Annotated in this window: 16 protein-coding genes and 1 pseudogene; 7 read left to right on the forward strand and 10 right to left on the reverse strand. The window is 65.3% G+C overall.

What is annotated here, in order from left to right:
- Positions 1-57: 57 nt before the first annotated feature.
- Complete coding sequence (locus AC25Y4_RS15320; RefSeq protein WP_488121296.1) at positions 58-1,959, reverse strand: ABC transporter ATP-binding protein; 1,902 nt, start codon at positions 1,957-1,959, stop codon at positions 58-60.
- 185 nt (positions 1,960-2,144) lie between these two features.
- Complete coding sequence (locus tag AC25Y4_RS15325) at positions 2,145-5,480, reverse strand: immunoglobulin-like domain-containing protein (protein WP_488121297.1); 3,336 nt, start codon at positions 5,478-5,480, stop codon at positions 2,145-2,147.
- Positions 5,481-5,796: 316 nt separating this feature from the next.
- On the opposite strand from AC25Y4_RS15325, the gene AC25Y4_RS15330 reads away from it, so the two are divergent.
- From AC25Y4_RS15330 to AC25Y4_RS15340, 3 genes are all read left to right on the forward strand, one after another.
- On the forward strand, positions 5,797-5,994 hold the full coding sequence (locus AC25Y4_RS15330) for a hypothetical protein (protein WP_488121298.1): 198 nt from the start codon (positions 5,797-5,799) through the stop codon (positions 5,992-5,994).
- 240 nt (positions 5,995-6,234) lie between these two features.
- The gene (locus AC25Y4_RS15335; protein ID WP_488121299.1) at positions 6,235-6,453 is read left to right on the forward strand and encodes a hypothetical protein; all 219 of its coding nucleotides are present in this window, start codon (positions 6,235-6,237) and stop codon (positions 6,451-6,453) included.
- A 110-nt stretch (positions 6,454-6,563) separates the two neighbouring features.
- Positions 6,564-6,920 (forward strand): three-helix bundle dimerization domain-containing protein, encoded by a 357-nt coding sequence (locus AC25Y4_RS15340; protein ID WP_488121300.1) that lies wholly within the window; start codon positions 6,564-6,566, stop codon positions 6,918-6,920.
- A gap of 243 nt (positions 6,921-7,163) precedes the next feature.
- Here AC25Y4_RS15340 and AC25Y4_RS15345 read toward each other — a convergent pair whose 3' ends face one another.
- The gene (locus tag AC25Y4_RS15345; RefSeq protein WP_488121301.1) at positions 7,164-7,793 is read right to left on the reverse strand and encodes a DUF2238 domain-containing protein; all 630 of its coding nucleotides are present in this window, start codon (positions 7,791-7,793) and stop codon (positions 7,164-7,166) included.
- A 32-nt stretch (positions 7,794-7,825) separates the two neighbouring features.
- Positions 7,826-8,659 (reverse strand): endonuclease/exonuclease/phosphatase family protein, encoded by an 834-nt coding sequence (locus AC25Y4_RS15350; protein WP_488121302.1) that lies wholly within the window; start codon positions 8,657-8,659, stop codon positions 7,826-7,828.
- A 295-nt stretch (positions 8,660-8,954) separates the two neighbouring features.
- Between AC25Y4_RS15350 and AC25Y4_RS15355 the strand changes: the two genes are divergently transcribed.
- Positions 8,955-9,611: a histidine phosphatase family protein gene (locus tag AC25Y4_RS15355; RefSeq protein WP_488121303.1), complete on the forward strand. Its 657-nt coding sequence runs from the start codon at positions 8,955-8,957 to the stop codon at positions 9,609-9,611.
- Between the two features lie 28 nt (positions 9,612-9,639).
- Here the strand turns inward: AC25Y4_RS15355 and pdxY are convergent, their stop codons facing one another.
- The gene (pdxY, locus tag AC25Y4_RS15360; RefSeq protein WP_488121304.1) at positions 9,640-10,491 is read right to left on the reverse strand and encodes a pyridoxal kinase PdxY; all 852 of its coding nucleotides are present in this window, start codon (positions 10,489-10,491) and stop codon (positions 9,640-9,642) included.
- 130 nt (positions 10,492-10,621) lie between these two features.
- Here pdxY and AC25Y4_RS15365 point away from each other — a divergent pair, with 130 nt between their 5' ends.
- Positions 10,622-11,329, forward strand: a complete 708-nt coding sequence (locus AC25Y4_RS15365) for a hypothetical protein (RefSeq protein WP_488121305.1) — start codon at positions 10,622-10,624, stop codon at positions 11,327-11,329.
- A 232-nt stretch (positions 11,330-11,561) separates the two neighbouring features.
- Here the strand turns inward: AC25Y4_RS15365 and AC25Y4_RS15370 are convergent, their stop codons facing one another.
- From AC25Y4_RS15370 to AC25Y4_RS15380, 3 genes are all read right to left on the reverse strand, one after another.
- Positions 11,562-12,317, reverse strand: a complete 756-nt coding sequence (locus tag AC25Y4_RS15370) for a Mut7-C RNAse domain-containing protein (protein WP_488121306.1) — start codon at positions 12,315-12,317, stop codon at positions 11,562-11,564.
- Positions 12,318-12,430: 113 nt separating this feature from the next.
- A complete protein-coding gene (locus AC25Y4_RS15375) occupies positions 12,431-13,117 on the reverse strand; it encodes a response regulator transcription factor (RefSeq protein ID WP_488121307.1) in 687 nt (228 codons plus the stop codon).
- Positions 13,114-15,204: a GAF domain-containing sensor histidine kinase gene (locus tag AC25Y4_RS15380; protein WP_488121308.1), complete on the reverse strand. Its 2,091-nt coding sequence runs from the start codon at positions 15,202-15,204 to the stop codon at positions 13,114-13,116. The genes AC25Y4_RS15375 and AC25Y4_RS15380 overlap by 4 nt, the downstream gene beginning before the upstream one ends.
- Positions 15,205-15,467: 263 nt before the next feature.
- Here AC25Y4_RS15380 and AC25Y4_RS15385 point away from each other — a divergent pair, with 263 nt between their 5' ends.
- Entirely contained in the window at positions 15,468-16,148 is a 681-nt protein-coding gene (locus AC25Y4_RS15385; RefSeq protein ID WP_488121309.1) for a hypothetical protein, read from the forward strand.
- 174 nt (positions 16,149-16,322) lie between these two features.
- Here AC25Y4_RS15385 and AC25Y4_RS15390 read toward each other — a convergent pair.
- Positions 16,323-16,397 (reverse strand): annotated as a pseudogene (locus tag AC25Y4_RS15390) (hypothetical protein); the annotation flags it as partial.
- A gap of 247 nt (positions 16,398-16,644) precedes the next feature.
- Positions 16,645-17,112: a VOC family protein gene (locus AC25Y4_RS15395; protein ID WP_488121310.1), complete on the reverse strand. Its 468-nt coding sequence runs from the start codon at positions 17,110-17,112 to the stop codon at positions 16,645-16,647.
- A 308-nt stretch (positions 17,113-17,420) separates the two neighbouring features.
- Between AC25Y4_RS15395 and AC25Y4_RS15400 the strand changes: the two genes are divergently transcribed.
- Entirely contained in the window at positions 17,421-17,918 is a 498-nt protein-coding gene (locus tag AC25Y4_RS15400) for a DUF1801 domain-containing protein (RefSeq protein WP_488121311.1), read from the forward strand.
- The last annotated feature ends 176 nt before the right edge of the window (positions 17,919-18,094 follow it).

The following is an 18,094-nucleotide window of genomic DNA, read 5'->3' on the forward strand; positions in this document are numbered from 1 at the left end:
AACCGGTGCTTCTCCCTTTTCAACCCTGACTGTCACCAACCTGTCGGCTCAGTACTACTAGGCCCCGCTCAGCGCTGCCTCATCGGCCGCAACACTCTTCTGCACGGCGAACTGGGTCCGGTGCAATTCTTCGTACCGCCCACCCGCAGCCAGCAGTTCCTCGTGCGTACCGCGCTCCACGATCGAGCCGTCCTCAACCACGAGGATCTGGTCCGCGCTGCGGATGGTGGAGAGGCGGTGTGCGATCACCATCGCCGTCCGTCCCTTGAGCGCCTCGCTGAGCGCTGCCTGCACGGCGGCCTCAGACGTCGAGTCCAGCGCCGCCGTCGCCTCGTCGAGGATGACGACGCGCGGCTGGGCGAGCAGGAGCCTCGCGATGGTCATCCGCTGGCGCTCACCCCCGGACAGCCGGTAGCCACGCTCTCCCACCATGGTGTCCAGCTGGTCCGGCAGAGACCGGATGAGCGGCTCGAGCCGCGCACGGCGGACGGCGTCCCACACCTCGTCGTCGGACGCCTCTGGCCTCGCGAGGCGCAGATTGGAGAGGATCGTCTCGTGGAACAGGTGGCCGTCCTGCGTCACCATGCCCAGGGTGTGCCGCATGGAGGCGAAGGTGACATCGCGGACATCCGTCCCCGCGAGGCGCACGGCGCCGCTGTCGACGTCATACAGGCGCGAGAGGAGCTGCGCAATTGTGGACTTGCCGGCACCGGACGTACCGACGAGGGCAACGGTCTGCCCCGGCTCGATCCTGAAGGACACGCCGTGCAGCACCTCCTCGCCGCCGCGGGTGTCTAGCGTGGAAACTTCCTCGAGAGAGGCGAGGGACACTTTGTCCGCGGACGGGTAGGCGAAGCGGACGTTGTCGAACTCGACGGCCACCTGGCCTTCGGGCACGGCGACGGCGTCGGACTTCTCCTTGATGAGCGGATCGAGGTCCAGCACCTCGAAGACGCGCTCGAAGCTGACCACCGCGCTCATGATCTCGACCCGTGCGTTTGCGAGGCTGGTGAGCGGCGCGTAGAGGCGGGTGAGGAGGAGCGCCAGGGTGACCACGTCACCGGTATTCAGCTGGCCGGCGAGTGCGAGGAAGCCGCCGAGCCCATACACGAGCGCGAGGGCGAGAGCGGAGACGAGCATCAGCGCGGTGAAGAAGACGAACTGCAGCATCGCGGTCCGGACCCCGATGTCGCGGACACGGGCGGCGCGAACGCGGAACTCCTCGGCCTCCTCGTCGGGCCGGCCGAACAGCTTGACGAGGGTGGCGCCGGGCGCCGAGAAGCGCTCGGTCATCTGCGTGCTCATGGCGGAATTGTGATCGGCAGCCTCGCGGCGCAGCGCGGCGAGGCGGCTGCCCATGCGGCGCGCGGGTACCAGGAAGATGGGGAGCATGATCACGGCGAGCACCGTCACGAGCCAGGACGTGCTGAGCATGACGATCAGGGTGAGGATCAGCGCCACGAGGTTCGTGACCACGCCGGACAGCGTGCCGCTGAAGGCCTGCTGAGCGCCGATCACATCGTTGTTGAGGCGGCTGACGAGGGCGCCCGTCCGCGTGCGGGTGAAGAACGCGATCGGCATCTTCTGCACGTGGTTGAAGACGGCGGTGCGGAGGTCCAGGATCACGCCCTCGCCGATCCGCGCCGAGTACCAGCGCGTCACGAGTGACACGGCGGCGTCGGCCACGGCCACGAGGGCGATGACGACGGCGAGCCAAACGATTGTGGTGACCTGGCCCTGGGCGACGATGACGTCGACCACCTGGCCGGCGAGTACCGGCGTCGCGACCGCGAGGAAAGCTCCCACGGTGGAGAGGGCGATGAAGGTCAGCAGCTTCGACCGGTAGGGCACCGCGAACGTCAGGATCCGCCGAACGGACTCACGGGAGAAGCCGTGCTTGCCGTCCCTGGCGCTAGAGATCTTGTACAGCGAGCTCCAGGCCGCGCCTTCCATGCTCATTGAGGTTCCTTCCGTGGGCAGAAGACCAAGCTTAGATGGCGACTTGCCCGAGCTCGGGGTTCTCCCCAGCGGCGGCGAAGGTTTGGCTGAATTGACCGAGTGCAATCGGAGTCAGTGAACCGCCAGGTTCACCGGCCCGGCTGCTCTGCGGGAGCGGCCGGGCCGGTGTCAGGATGCCGAGGCGATCAGTCGCGCGCAGCGCGGCGGCGCGCACGCAACAGGAACAGGCCGCCGAGGGCGAGCAGCAGCACGGTCGTGATCATCACGCCGCCTGGCAGCTCACCACCCGTGGTGGCCAGGTCACCCTGAGATCCGCTTCCGCTTCCTGCGTTGCCGTTTCCGACGCCGGGTCCACCGCTGCCTGAAGGGGCCGCAGCGGTCGCGGTGATCTCGGTCCAGCCGATGATCGTGCCGTCCACAGCCTGCACGGCGATGCGGTGTTCGCCCACGGACAGACTCTCCGGCAGCGCGATCCGTAGCGAACCGGCCGCCGCCACGGTGAAAGCGCCGATGAGCTTCGGCTCCGAAAAGGCGAACACGCGCACGGGTTCGCCCGAGTGCTCCTCGCCTACGACGAGCGTGAACGGCTGGCCGAGCTGCACGCTATCCGGAGCGCTCACGTCGCCGCGGTTGGTGTCGGTGAGGTCGTCCTCGGAGGGTGCCGCCGGGATGGACGGCTCGCCACCACCCGGCTCGCCAGCACCCGGCTCGCCAGCACCCGGCTCGCCAGCGCCGGGCTCGCCAGCGCCGGGCTCGCCAGCGCCGGGCTCGTCCGAGACCGTCACCGTGCGCGTGACGATCGCACGGTTGCCCGCCGCGTCCGTCGCCGCGTACTCGATCGTGTATGCGCCCTCCTCAGCGGGTGTGTAGCGGTTGTCGATCGCGAGCACGCGGTCGCCCTCGGGCGTGATGACCGTGGACGGCACCGCAAGGGCACCGCTCCGGTCGTCCATCGCTGAGGCCGCAGGCACGTCGAGCTCGTCGCCAGGCTCGACCGTGGTGGCAGGCTCCGTACTCAGGGTGATGACCGGGTCAGTCGTGTCCTGGGTGCTCTGCTCGAAGAGGCCGAAGGGCTGCGTCTGCGTCTGCGTCTGCATGCCTACCCCGTAGAGACGGGCACGGATGTACTTCGAGGCCCCGGCGACGTCGTTCACGTCGATGCTCGGACCGGTCGCCACGACCTTGCCGCCGGCGCTGATCCACTGGATTGCCTCCGCGCCGGTCGCCGCAATCGTGATCGTGCTACCCGTGACATCGATGCTGTCGATCCGGGGGGCTGGCACGCCCGGGTTGGGCTTATTGTCATCCTTGGCCGGGTCGACACGGTAAGTGGAGAAGTACGTCTGCCCATTGAAGAGCGCGTCGCGCACCGAGGCTTGATCCTTCTCAGCGGCCAGGATGTTGGTCCATCCTGTGCCGATGGCAGACATACTGTCACCGTGTGCGTCGTCCGAGGACGTGCCGTAGATGGGCCTTTCGGGCATCATCTTGGTGAGCAGGTCGTCCCAGATTTCCTCGCTGTGATTGTTCGTGAACTGACCGGCATTGAGCACCTCGAAGCCACGCACCTGCGGGTATTCCTCGAGCAGGCTCTGAGTGTAGTTCGGGTCCTCCGTCGCGCCGCCGGAACGGCTGGGATGCGCGATGTAGAGGAAGCCGCCGAGGGCGCCTGTGTTCTGGATATTCTGGTCCATCCCCACGGTGTGATTCGGTCCCTGCCCTGGGCTGTCCATGTAGGTGGAGAAGAAGCTCAGGATGTGGGCGTTCTTGCTTACCTCGTTGCCGGGGATGGCGATGACCGGCGAGCGTGTGAGACCCCAGTTATCCCAGGGATAGGACACGAAGTCGTGATCGGTGATCGCGACGGCACCGTAGCCGAGGCCCTCGTAGACCCCGATGCGCGAGGCTACGTTGCCGGTAGAGCCTTCGTTCGGCCATTCGCGGCGTGAGTTCTCCGTGTGATTGTGCAACGAGGCCTTGAGCTGCTGCACGGTCTCCCAGTCCACGCCCTCATAGGGATCGGCGATCGCGAGCGGCTCGCCCTCGGGGGCGACAGAGAGAGTGAAGGACCGTGTGAGCTCCTGACGGCCGCTCGCGGCCTTCACCTCGACGGTGTAAACGCGTCCGGCAAGGTCCTGCGCGGCCACGAGGCGGCCTCCGTCGATCGTGAAGGAGGCGTCATCCGCACCACCTGTGAGGGTGTAGGCGTACGAGGTGCTATCGCCGCCCTCGGCGGAGAAGGAGCCTACAGTGGTGCCGGCGCGGGTGTTGCTCTTGCCAGCGGTGAGAAGGGGCTCGCGCGTGAGAGCGAACTCCGAGATGGCCGACTCGCCCACGTGCAGCACGATGCTTGCCGCGATGTTCTGCGGGTTGCTGAGGGAGGGAGTGACGACAAGTGCTCCGGTGAGTTCGACGGTCCCCTCCACCGAAGCGTCGACGGCCGTATCGTCCCAGTCGATGGCGAGCACCTTGGTGCGTGCGTCGGTCAGGGTCGCGGTTGCAAGCTCGGGGAGCGGAATCTCGTCCACGGGCGTGCCGACAGGCACCGTGAGGAGCGCGAAGGACTGCACCGAGGCGAGAGCGCCGGGCTTCGAGTCGTTGTCGCGATCGTAGACGAAGGCCTCGTTCTGTCCGCGGTAGCCGTCCTTCATGAAGGTCGCCGTCACCGTAGTGCCGACCGCGATGGGGAAGGGCGTGGTGTAGGGCTTCGTCGTGGCGGAACTGGCCGGGTCGCTACCGTCCGTTGTATAGAAGAGCTGCGCGTCAACCGCATTATCTTTCGAAGAACCACTGCCGGCAAGGGCGACGAGGTCGCCGCTCTCGAAGGCGCGGGGCGCCGGGGAGGCGTCCACTTGGTAGCCGCGGAAGTCGTAGTACTGCGCACCGCCGCCGACCGATCCCGTGATCGCGGTGTCGCCGCGGACGACGTACCAGCCACGGTAGGTGGCGGCCCCCGTGCCGGTCGCCGTGATCGTGGCGCCCTCGAGGGTCCAGACATTCGCCGCGTCGTTGCTGTAAAGGGCGCGGCCATTGACGGTCGTGACCTCTCCGCCGATAACGTCCACCCGGGTGCCCGTGCCCCCGGCGTTGACCGTGTAGACGCTGCGGCCCGTCGCGGCGCTCAGGATGCGACCCTTCACGGTGAGGTGGGTGTTGTCGAGCAGGCGGACGGGGTGGGTGTTGCCCACCTCGGGCTGCGAGATCGTGACGTTCTCGTCGATGGTGAGGGCGGAGCCAGGACCGACTTCGACCGTGGAGGCCCCGAGGTTGAGCGTGACCGGGTGGTCCGCCTCGAGCACCACATTGCCGGAGATTTTCAGGATCGCGTCAGCCACGAGATCGCCCGACAGCACGATCTCGGTCGGCACGCTCGGGTCGGTCGCCGCCGCGACCGCGGCCTTAAGCTCGTCATACGTGGTGACGACGGTGGGGCCAGACGCGACGGCAGCAGGCGCCACAGCGAGCATCGTCGCTATGATCGCCGCGGCAGCGACGGCTCCGAGGGGTTTAAACGGGTTCACGGATTCTCCATTGGGGTCTCTTTGTTCCCGCAGACGCGGAACAGGTTGAAGATAGATCCGCTTCGTGAACGACCGGAGACATTCAGCGAACAACCAGGGGCGCCCAGAAATCCGTCTGGAGAACAACGCGGCGGCCCCTCAGCTACTTCGCCCCTGGAACACTTCAACGATGGCGATCGTGGAAACTGCGGCGGTCTAAATCAGACACTCGTCATCTGTTGTTCTTCCATCGGACAACCACGTCCCACACGAACCGGTATCAAGCTTGTGTTGTGGAAGACATCCGCGGGGGAAATCGAACAAGTGAGGGATTTCGATGAACTACGCAGAGCTGTTCTCAGTTGTCGTGGCGGGCCCCGCACTGTGGGAGGTGCGGCATGAAGTCACCAATGAACTGGCCGGCGTCATCCAACGCACCCCTCGAGGCTACTTATTGAGGAATGACGAGACGCACCCGATTGGCAGCTTCGACTCGATCACCAGCGCACTCGAGGGCCTGTACGCGGTGGCGTGAAGCGGTCGCGTCGGGCGATAGCGCGGGCGAAGTCGTCAAGCACTGAGGGCGTGCCTGGCAGGTGAGCGTGCAGCCGTCTAGATTCTCAGTAGACACCCATCCGGAGTTAACCTGGTGCTTACCTTGATGGCGGACTCTGAGCCCATGATCGCTATGACAGTTACCGTGCGACCGCTTGAGTCGCTCTACGCTTTCCCTGCATTGGGTCGGAACCTTCGCCGGCATTATGAACACACTCTCTTGTTCACGGACCAGATGTTCGTGATCTTCCCTGGTGTCGGGGCCGTCCTCGTGACTGAACTGCTGCGGGAGTACCGGTTCGATATCGTCGGATCAGATTTGGCCAGCATGGCCCAACGCGTGGTTCGTCTGGAGGCTGGCGTCCGAAAGGAAAGCGGAGGCCACAAGGTGCGTTTTGAGTGGGCCAGGGCGGCGAGCATCCCTGTCCCCTTCCGTTAGTTCGCATCCGGAGGAGCGATCGAGTGGATTCCACTACTCGATCCCGACACACAGCGAAAGTTCACCTTCAGACCGTTGCTGCGGGAGCACTCGCGCTAAAGAATGTCCTCATGAGCGAGCTAGACGAAACTCAGGCCATCGACCAGGTGATCGACCGCCTGACGCAACGGTTTCCGAGCTTAGAACGCGAACACATAGCGGATGTCGTCCAAGATGAGCACGGGCAATTGGATGACGGTCGGGTCCGTGACTTCGTTCCCGTCCTCGTCGAAAAGGCAGCGAAGCGACGGCTGAAGAAAGAAGCCAAAGAATCCCGCACGCCGGTCGAACAGCTGGAGGTGCTGGCTCCGCTACCCGACGGTGCCCCAGACCCAGACCCGATGGAAGTCGAGCGCGCAAGCCGCGAGGGTCAAGGAAGCCACTTGTTCAGCGGTCTTCTCGGCAACTCCGGCGAGAACGAACGCTGAGGAATTCCAGCTCGGATTCACCGGTGCCGGCTGACGCTGCATCGGCTGAAGGGAATCCGAGGGCTTTCGGAGACATTCGGCAACGACTGAATTAAGGCCTCGGCGCCGAAACACCCACCGGGACATACACCGACCGCAACGGCACCGTCCCCTGGTAAAGGGCTCACACCACGGCCCGGCCCGCAAAGGGATCGACATGAGGGCGGCCGCACGTGGGGGCGCCGGCCCACGAGATGCCGACGGTCACGTGAATTCGCGCCGTTTGACAACGGCCGCGCCGGAATCGGCCAGCGCAGATGCTCCCGGGGGAGCGGCGCCGTTCGCGGCAAGGAACGGTAGGGCCAGGCCGGCCGCGAGTGCCCCGCTGGCATCGGCGGCGAGGTCGCCGATCGTGTCGCTGTAGCCGACATAAATAGGGGCGATTGCGAGAGTGTAGCCGGCCCATTCGAGCCCCTCCCAGAGCGCCCCCGCCGCCACCCCGAATGCGATCGTGACGATGACCAGCCCGCCGCGATGGCCGGGACCGGCCGGGAGCAGCCCGCTACGCTGCGCGGTGATCGTGGCCAGAGAGGCCAGGAGCCCGATGAGGAGGAAATGGATGAGCTTGTCCCAGCCGAAGACCTCGGTGTACAGGTCAAAGACGTTGCTCCACGCTGCGACAAGCACAACGAGCCCGGTGGCGACGTCGACCGCGGAACGCACACCGAGCGCCCGGGGCACCAACGCACCCAGCAGCGCAAGCATGAAGATCGCGACCTGCACCGCTCCCCATCCCCATCCGGCCGCGACGACGCTCATCGCAACGAGAATGCGGACGCCGTCCGCGAGGTATTCGCCGGGGAGCACGGGTGGTCGCAGAAAGGTCGCGATCACGGCTCCTTCCTCCGAACGGCGTGCAGTGAACTTCACGGGTTCACCTCCCAGCGGATGAGCGCATGCACCGGTTCGTGATCGGAGACAGCCGCGGAACCGAACCGTACGGCGTTCACCCCGACGGCCTCCACCCGGGCGGTTTCGCTCACGAGCACCCAGTCGACACGGCGGCCGCCCTGACGAGGAGGTCCGTAACTCGAGTATGTGCCCCACGCCGGGCTCAGCCGCCGGGAGGCTGTGAGCCACGTGTCGGAGAGAAGGCGATCGGCGCACAGCTCGCGGGATACTTCGGACGAGGGTCCGGCATTGAAGTCACCCATGACGATGTTGGGCCCGTCGAGGGCGCTCGCGACCCGGCGGATCTGGCGGGCCGACGCCAGCCTCGACCGCGCGGAGAGGTGGTCGAGGTGCGTAACGATGACGTGGAATCGCGTGCCCAGCTCGTTGTCCTCCAGCTCTGCCTGCACCGCGATCCGGGGCAACACGTTCCCATACGAGCGGGAGCCGGGCACATCGGGGCGATCAGAGAGCCACCACGTTCGCGAGCCGAGAAGGCGCAAGCGTGTGATGTCGAATCGGATCTCGCAGCGCTCGCCATCGTGGTTCGCGCCTCGACCGCTGCCCACCGTCGCGTATCGCCGCCCGAGCATCCGGTCAATATCGCCCGACTGTGCGGGCAGCACTTCTTGCAGGCCCAGGATGGTCGGTCGCTCGGCCTCCAGCACGCGGTGCAGGAGCGGGCGCCGAGCGCTCCATCGGTCTGCGGCACGGGTGGGCCAATGCGTTCGTCGGCGCACATTGAGCGTCATCACGTGCATCCGGGGCGCGGCCACGGGGCCGATGAAGGGGACGTCGGCAGACCGCACATCGCCTCCGGCCTCGCGGAGCGCGGGCGAAGAGATCGAGCCTCTGCGCCGACTCGGATCGCTGTGAGCGCTGTGAGCGCTGTGAGTGCCGCGAGTGCTGTCGTGCCAAGCCCCTAGGTTCATGGCCACCCTTCGACGAGGAACCGCGGACGCGGCACCTCCGCCCACGCTACGCCGAGTGCGGCCCGGCAGCCACGGGTGTGACAGCTCCGTCAAGTCACGCCCCCATGCCGGACGCTCAACGGACAGTCCCATCTCTCGGTTGGGATCCGGGGCGCGATACTACTGTTGCCGTATGTCCATAAACGATCCACTGCCCAACCATCCCGCTCCGGACAACCCGACAGGGAAGCTGATTCTCTTGCGCCACGGAGAGACGGAGTGGTCGAAGAATGGAAAACACACAGGGCTCACGGATGTCCCGCTCACGGCCAGGGGAGAGGACCTTGCCCGCGGCGCGGGCCGGCTCGTGGCCGGATACGATTTCTCGCTCGTGCTGACCTCGCCCCTGCAGCGTGCGCGGCACACTGCTGAACTCGCGGGCCTAGATGCCGAGGTCGACCCGTTTCTCGTTGAGTGGGACTACGGCGGGTACGAGGGCCGGACGACGCGCGAAATCCGCAGCGAGCTCGGCTACAACTGGAGCGCATTTACCCACGGCGTGATTCGTGGTGACACGCCCGGTGAGACAGTCGAGGAGGTCGCCGCCCGCGCATCGCGAGTGCTCACGCGTGTGCTGCCCGCGTTGGAGCACGGAGATGTCGCCCTGATCGCACACGGCCATTTCCTGCGCATTTTGACAGCCGTGTACCTCAGGTTGGCCCCTCGATTCGGTGCTCAAATCACGTTGGACGCTGGATCGGTCTCCGTACTCAGTTACTACCGCGAGCAGCCGGCCATCCTGTCTTGGAACTACGGAGCCGAACTGCCCAAGGTGCCCTCAGAGTCCTAAGGCGTAACCCGAGCTGAGATCTGATTTCTCAGCGCACGCGCTGGGCGGTGAACTGCATCCGCGGATGAGCGTAGAAGTCCTGAGCCTGCACGAGCTGCAGTTCTCGCTCACCCGATTGATGCGTCAGCTCAATGAGATCGAACACGCTGGATGCGGTCCGTTCCAGCGCTGCAGCGGCGTCACCTGTCGCGCGGTAGTGCGCCGAGAAGAGCGCCGCGGTGACGTCACCCGATCCGTTCGCTTTGAAAGGCAGATGGGGAGTCTGCACGATCCACGCGCCCGCAGCATCCACTGCGAGCATCTCGATGGTGCCGGGCTCGCGGTCGGGGCGCTCCACGCTCGTCACGAGAACGGTGCTCGGTCCCATCGCCCGGGCGAGGTCGACGGAGTCGAGTGTTGAGGCCACCGTTGTCGGCTCGGTTCCGGTGAGGAACCCCAGCTCGAATTGGTTCGGAGTGATGATGTCGGCCACGGGGACCACGCGATCCCGCAGCAGGTCGGGGATCTCGGGCGCCACAAAGCACCCGGACTTTGCGTTGCCCATTACGGGGTCACACGCGTAGATGGCCGAGGGGTTCGCCGCTTTCACCCTGCGCACCGCATCCACGATGACGTCGCCGATTCCGGTGCCGCCCTGGTATCCCGAAAGCACCACGTCGATCTGGGGGAGCACGCCACGTTCCTCGATACCGAGGATCACATCGTGCACATCCTCGGGGGCGATGAGGGATCCGCGCCACGCGCCATACCCCGTGTGATTGGAGAAGTTCACCGTGTTGACCGGCAGCACCTCGACACCGATGCGCTGGAGGGGGAACACCGCCGCCGAGTTGCCAACGTGACCATATGCGACGGCGGACTGAATCGAGAGAATCTTCACGACGTCAATCTTCCTCTATTCGAGCGGTCCGGGTCGCCGAGCGGCTCCGTTGTATACGGCTGAATTGTCAGGGCGCCAGTCGCTCGAGCCATGGCGGGAGCGGCTGCTTGGGGACCAATAGACTCAGGCAATGCCTCAGACCGAAACAGAAGTGCGCTCCGATACAGAAGTGCGCGCGGAGCACCGCTGGCCGGCGGTCATCGGGCTGTTGATCGCCCTTGGTCTGTACGCCACGTTGCCCAGTGCTTTCGTTCCGGCACTGCGGTACGTGGTGGTCTTCGTCGGCCTCGCTATGCTGATCCCGCTCCTGCTTCTGAACCCCCACCGGCTCAAGAAGGAAACCCGGTGGTCAAAGAACCTCGCCACTGGGCAGGCGCTGCTTCTTGTCGCGGCGAACGGGGTGGCTCTGGTGCAGCTGATTATTCTGCTCACCACTTCCGGCAATGGCGACGGACCCACCATCCTGCTTGCCGCCCTGCAGATCTGGGTCACGAACATCATTTCGTTCGCCTTGGTCTTCTGGGAGCTGGATCGCGGCGGACCGGTTTCACGCCGGCACGCGGACCGCAAAGACATGCCGGTGGCAGACTTTCGGTTCCCCCAGGACGAAGACCACGATGCAATCGACGAGGTGGCGGCGCGGTCCTCCCAGCGGACAGGGTGGGTGGCGTCGTTCGTCGACTACCTGTACTTCTCTTTGTCTAATTCCATGGCCTTCAGCCCGACTGACACCATGCCGCTCTCGGGCAGGGCAAAAGTCATGATGGGCCTGGAAGCCGCCGGAGGATTCGTCCTCCTCGCCCTAGTCATTGCTCGGGCGGTTTCGCTACTCAACTGAGCAAGCCAACGTGCCAGGACAATCACGTCAAGCTGCCACTTGCGTGGGCCGGTATCGCAGGGCGACTGCCCCCGACCGGAACTCATGGCGGTCCACGAGTTCGAGCTGGATGCGCTCATGCAGACCGGCAAGCAACGTCGGCCCGTGTCCGGCAAGGACCGGCTGCACCAGGAACGCGCCGTTCGGTGTTTAGGGGAAATGCGTGCGGCTCGCGATGCGTCGATGTTGGTGGCTACCGCGAGAAACTCGTCCCTGGCTCGTGTCTGGTGGCCCGACTCACGAGCGCCTCAAGTCGTTGGCTGTGCGCGCCGCGCCAGTACACCCGCCCACAACTGGTGCACCGTGAAAACGAGCGATAGGTGCGGAGGGTCCCTGGCTCAAGCTGGGCCGCGACCTCTGCGGCGGGCACCTCAGCGAGGAGCGCCCCGCAGCGCAGGCACCGCGTCCACGGCGCGAGTCGCGGGGCGAAGCGACTGAGGACGTCATCTAGCTGCGCATCCACATCGCCTGAGCGGATGAGCGCACCGTCGTGCACGATTCTGCGGAAGAGCAGTCCGCGGTCTCGGGTGAGCAACTCACGCTGCTCGGCGGCGGAACGGACGGCAAGGGTGGAGTCGTCGTTCTGAGGTTCGTAGGCCACATCGAGGCCGAGTAGCCGCATCCGTCGCGCCAGCGTGCCCAGGTGCACGTCGAGCAGGAAGCGACCGGAGTTTGGCTGCGGTCGTTCCCGAGCTTCGACGTTGAGCGTCGACGAGGATCCGATGTGCGTCGTACGAAGTGCCTCGTGGCCGATCCGGTGGCCGTCCACTGATGCGGTCCCGACTTCGGTCACCGGCACGCCCACGATCTGGAGGACGTGCGCCACCGTCTCTGTGGGAGCAGCGTCACGTACGACGTGGTCCCCGCGGTCTCGCCTGGGCAGCAGGGACCGAAGCGAAGAGTCGACCTCGACGATGACTTGCGGCACCTCGACATCGTGCCTGTTCAAGATGGGCGCTCGCTGGGCTAACTGACTGAATGGTTCGTCGCATCGGGCTTCCGGTGCACGTCTCGGCCCCTGAGCGATGCTGACGGCTTGTGGCACTGAAGTCCCGGTTCTCTTCACCCGTCCAACGGCTGCGCGCTCTGCTGGTCCTGCAAATAGGCCAGCACGGCCGCGACCCGCTTGTGGACGTGTCGCTCGTCGGACAGGCCGAGCTTGGCGAATACCGACGAGGCGTACTTCTCGATCGAAGACTCGGACAGGTGCAGGTCCTGGGCCACCGCCGCGTTGGTGCGACCTTGCGCCATGAGGGCCAGCACGTCCCGCTCCCGCTCGGTGAGGTTAGCCAGTCGCGACGACGATCGCCCGGCATGGACGAGGGATGCCACGACGTCGGGATCGATGCGCGACCCTCCCGATGCGACCTCCTTGACCGCTTCAAGGAGCGCACGCGGATCGCCGATGCGCTCCTTGAGCAAGTAGGCCATCCCGGCTGTGCCATTGCGGAGCAGGTCCAGCGCGTAGGTGGAATCGTTGTACTGCGACAGCACGACGATGCCGACGCCGTGATGGCTCTCACGGATGCGATGAGCGGCCTCGATACCCTCCGTGCTATGACCGGGCGGCATCCGGATGTCGGTCACCACCACATCCGGTCGTTCCCGGTCGACCACAAGCTCAAGTTCCGCAGCGTCACCGACCACGGCGATGACATCGATCGAACCGTCGCTCACGAGCGCGCGCCGCACGCCCTCCCGCACCAGGTAGTGATCGTCGGCGACGACAACGCGCAACCGCCCGGTCATTGACCGCGCCTTTCGCCGGGAAGCGGGAACTCGGCGATAACGGTCGTCCCTGCACCGGGCGAGGTGTCGATCTGGAGCGCACCGCCGACCGCGGCGACCCGGTCGCGGAGGTTCGCCAAGCCCGAGCCCCGTGCCCGAGCGGCGTCGAATCCTGTGCCGTCGTCACTCACACGCACGATGAGACGGTCACCGTTCTCGCTCAGTTCGACGTCGAGTCGGTCGGCCCGGCCGTGCTTGAGGGTGTTGGCGAACGCCTCGGCGATCGTGAAGTACGCGGCACCCTCCAGCTCGTCGGGTAGGCGCAGCGCGCGCAGCGAGGCATCCGCTCGGATGGACACGGGAACAGGATGCCGACCCGAGAGTGTCTCGATCGCTACTAGCAGGCCCCGGTCGCTGAGCACCGACGGATGGATGCCCTGCGCGAAGTCGCGAAGGTCTGCGAGCACACGGCGCAGACCCTCCTGCATCACCTCGATGTCATCCCCGACTGCGGCGGGGTCGTGCTCGAACTCCAAGCGCGCATGTCCGGCCAGCCCGATGAGGGACGTGAGGTCCTGCTGCACGCCGTCATGGATGTTGCGCTCGATGCGACGGCGTTCCTGCTGCTGCGCATGCACGATTCGCGCGCGTGAGCTTCGCAGCAGGGCGGTTTGATCCTCGAGGTCCTCCTTCAGGCGCACGTTGCGCACGGCCATCCCCGCCTGTCGTGCGAACGTTTCGAGAATGGCCGCATCCGCCGAGCTGAGGTGCCCCGACAGTTTGGGACCGCACTCGATGAGACCGATCCGCTCCCCATCGACCTCGATCGGCAAGGTCAGCACCGACTGTTGGTCGGCGTTCGGCGGCTCGATCTCACCCACTCCTGGCAGGAGCCGGATGCGAACCCAGCGAAGGCCCATGCCGTCCTCAAGCGTCGCGCGCATTCGCGGCAGCAGAGTCTCGAGGTCATAGGTGCCGGCCAGTGATTCGCCGAGACCCACGACCAGCTGGGCGGCGTCCGTCTTCGACCCGAACACCCAGCGGTCGGCAAGCCCTTCGAGCCGGGTGCGCACCGGCTGGAAGACGACGGCCACAATCAGTCCAATAACGACAGCCCAGCCAACCGGCAGCAACGTTCCCGCAGCAGCGCCCACGGTCGCCGCGACGATTACGTAGACGAGGGTGATCGATGTCCACAACAAGCCGTACACGATCGAGCGGCGGACGACCCGGTCGGCATTCAAGCCTGACGGCTGCAGAATACCGACGGCGGGCGCGACCATGAAGCATACGATGACAGCCGCCCAACACAGCGAGATGATGACGTCGGCGTCGCCGATGAGCAGGATTTGTGCCACGACCGGAATCGGCAGAAGCGCGACCGGCGCGAGTAGCCACCGCATCGCCCGGCGCGTCCGTGCGTCCGCAGATCGGTACCGCACTACGAGCAGCACGGCGCCCGCGAGCACGACCGCCAGCGCCGAGACGTCAAGCAACGCGGTCACCACCCCCACGTCAAGGTTCACGAAAGGGATCTTGAACGGGTTCGCGATCGGCGCGTTGCCCTCGACGGTCAACGGGGTAACCACGGTCGGGCTGCAGGCAAGGAGCGCAACCGGAATCACCAGGATCAGCCAGGTCAGTCGCAGCGTCGCTCGTTCGGAGCGACGATGCACTTCACCATCCGGGAACAGTCCAAGCACGTGGGCGATGCCGATGGCGGGCAGCAGCGAAATCCATTGCAGTACGAGGTTCGACAGTGCGATCGAGGTCGCGGGTGCGGCGGAGGCGAGTTCTACTTCGAGCACGGGGAGGACAACATCCTGCGCAGCAATCAGTGATCCGACAGCTAGCCAGAGAGCGAGCGGATGCCACGGCACCCGTATCAGGATTACCAAGGCCACGGCCACCGCTGCCCCGTACACGAGCATCCACGGCAGCAGATAGAGCGGATACCTCGGAAGGCCGACCACCATGACGATCACCCAGCAGACGGTGCTCGCCCCGACGATCGCCCACGCCCCAGTGCGGCGCACGACAGCGGCAGCGCTCGCACCCCCGCACGCGGGGAGACCGGGCGTTTCGTCGGACCGCGCACGCATGGCCATTGCACCTCCATGATAAACCCGACCGCATGCGGCTGTCCGGGGGATCTGCCTCAGATGAATTGCGGAATTCCTCCAACGACTCTCGGGCTAGCACGATGCCGCTGGGATCCCCAACGCCAGTAACGTGCTGTGCATCGGAAGGAGCCATCATGAGCAAAGTTACGACCAAACGCCCGGATCACACCGTGGCTGTTATGGATGGAGTTGGGGTCGTTAGTGGAGCCGAGCGAGGGCTAACAGGGGGACGGCGACGCGTGAACGCCATGGATAGGGTTGGAGCGTTCAGCGGAGCGGCGTACGTGCTGCTGGCTCTCATTGGCAGCGCGATAGTGGGTGAGGGTTCCACCGGTGCGGGATCACCCGGACAGCGGATTCTGGATGAGCAGCAGAGGATTGTCGAGAACCCGTGGACCAACGTAGCGTTTGCTGTGTTGATCCTCGCGCAGCTGGCCTTAATCATCTTCGTTGGATACCTGTGTTCGCGCCTGCGGGACTCCGGGTGGTTCGCGACTACGGCGCTCATCGGAGGGATCGCCGCGATCTTTGTGAATCTCACATCTGTGACACTGGTGATTACCGTGTTCGTCCTTCGGGACGATATCTCACCGGAGTTGGCCCGGGCCCTGACAGACGTTGATGGATCCGGACACCTGGTACAACTTTTGCCATTTGGAGTGTTTGCGCTCTTCGCTTCTGCCGCAGCGCTGGTGACCCGAACGCTCGGACGGGTGCTGAGTTGGGTCGGCATCGCAATCGGCGCCACGAGCATTGTCGTGCTCGCCGCAACCGGGCTTTCTGTTGGCGAGGATGGCTTCCTCTGGCCGTTCCTGCTGGTCCTGCTGTGGATACTGGTGATCAGTTTTCGACTCGGGTTCGCCCGGCGCCGGACTACGACGCCGGCCGCCGTCGCAGCGACTGAAAATCGACCAGAACCGACCGGATAGGGTCGGCGTCAGCGAACCGCTTGGTTCAAACTGCCCACAAGAAATCGCTCCTGATGAGAATCAGGGGCGATTTTTAGTTTCTGGGGCGTTTTGACTAGTTCCGGTGGTGGTGGCGCTCTCAACGCGGGAGCCCTCGCCCCTGGCTAGTGTCTGGTGGCCCCACTCACGAGCGCCTCAAGTCGTTGGCTGCGCGCCGCACCAGTACACCCGATCACAACCGGTACACCGCGAAAACGAGCGATAGGTGCGAAGTGTTCTGGCTCAAGCTGGGCCGCGACCTCTGCGGCGGGCACCTCGGCGAGGAGCGCCCCGCAGCGCAGGCACCGTGTCCGCGGCACGAGCCGCGGGGCGAACGGCTGAGGACGTTATCCAGCTGCGCGTCCACGTCGCCTGAGCGGATGAGCGCTCCGTCGTTCACGGTTTGGCGGAAGAGCAGCCCGCGGGCTCGGGTGAGCAGTCATCGTGCCCCCGATGCTGCAAACGTCTGCGACGCCGATCAAGCGTTCTCGAGCTCGGCGATCACGATCTTCTTCTGCTGCATCATCACCTGGATCTGCTCCGGGCGGCGGATCAACTCGCCCATGTTCGCGGGGATGATCTGCCAGCTGAGCCCGAACCGGTCTTTGCACCACCCGCACTGCTCCGACTTGGGCACGTGCGAGAGCCGCGACCAGTAGTGGTCGATTTCTTCCTGGTCCTTGCAGGACACGACGAATGAGACGGATTCGCTGAAGGTGAAGGCCGGCCCTCCGTCGAGGCAGACGAAGTCCACGCCGTTCAGACGGAACTGGCCGTTCAGCACCTTGCCGGTCATGCCGACGAAATGCTCGTCGAGCGACTCGTCGGGATATTCGTCGATCGAAAGGATTTGGGAGTTCGGAAAGACGCCGACGTAGTATTCCATCGCCTCGCGGGCCTGATCGTCAAACCACAGACACGGCTGGATGGGTGAGAGCTCGGCCATGGGAACCTCCTCGTTCGCACTGTTGCGGTGTGCGTCCAAGCTACGCGGATGCGGCGGCGCTGGCGAGACCGCAGTCTTCCGAGCCGTGTCGAGGCATGGCCGCGCCGTATCCATAACTCCGGCTGTTTAGCACTGGCGGCGACGTCGCGCGCGATACTTCCGCGGAATTAGAGGGCAGTCGAAATGGCTCCGGGACAATAGCCTGAGTTATGAACGCCACCAGTCAGTGGCCACCAGTCCTCAGCGTCGCCTGTCTAGTGCCTCGACATCCACCCCTGCTCGCGACGTGGCGGGAGTACTATCCCACCGTGGACAGCAGGGAGAGCGGCGAGAACGAGGCCAAGAAACCGGCGACGGATGCCGCGGCACAAGACGATGCCGCCTGGACGCTGCCGGAAGCCATGACCGGCCGGGCAAGTCCCGCGAAAGCAGCGGTCGGCGACCAGCCCGTCTTCGCCTACATCGCCAGCCTGCCGCAGCCGCAGCGCGGTATCGCCGAGGCGGTCGACGCGCTCGCGGCCAAGACGCTGCCCGGCCTCCAGCGCTCCGTGAAGTGGGGCATGGCGTACTACGGCGTCGGCGACGGGTGGTGCTTCAGTTGCGGAGGCTTCGCCAGTCACGTGAAGCTCATGTTCGTCAATGGTGCATCGCTCGACCCGGTTCCGCCGATGACGCCGGTGGGCATGGGCAAGTCGACCCGGGGCGTGGAGCTCAAATCCCTGGACGACCTCGACGAAACCCAGATCGCGGCATGGATGAAACAGGTCACGTCGGTGCCGGGTCTCGGCGGCAAGAAACACGAGTGACAAGCTTTCAGTGGCACAACAAGTAGGCGGTGGATCTTGAAGCTCCTGTCCTGGATATTTTTCGCCTTGGCTTTCCTCGCCCTAGCGCTCGTAGTTGTCATTTGGGTGATTGACGGAACAGTGCAGTTCTGGTCAGCCGGGAGCGTCGTTTGTGGGTTCCTGCTGGCCGTCGTTAC

It is taken from the genome of Leifsonia sp. Y878 (assembly GCF_057669685.1).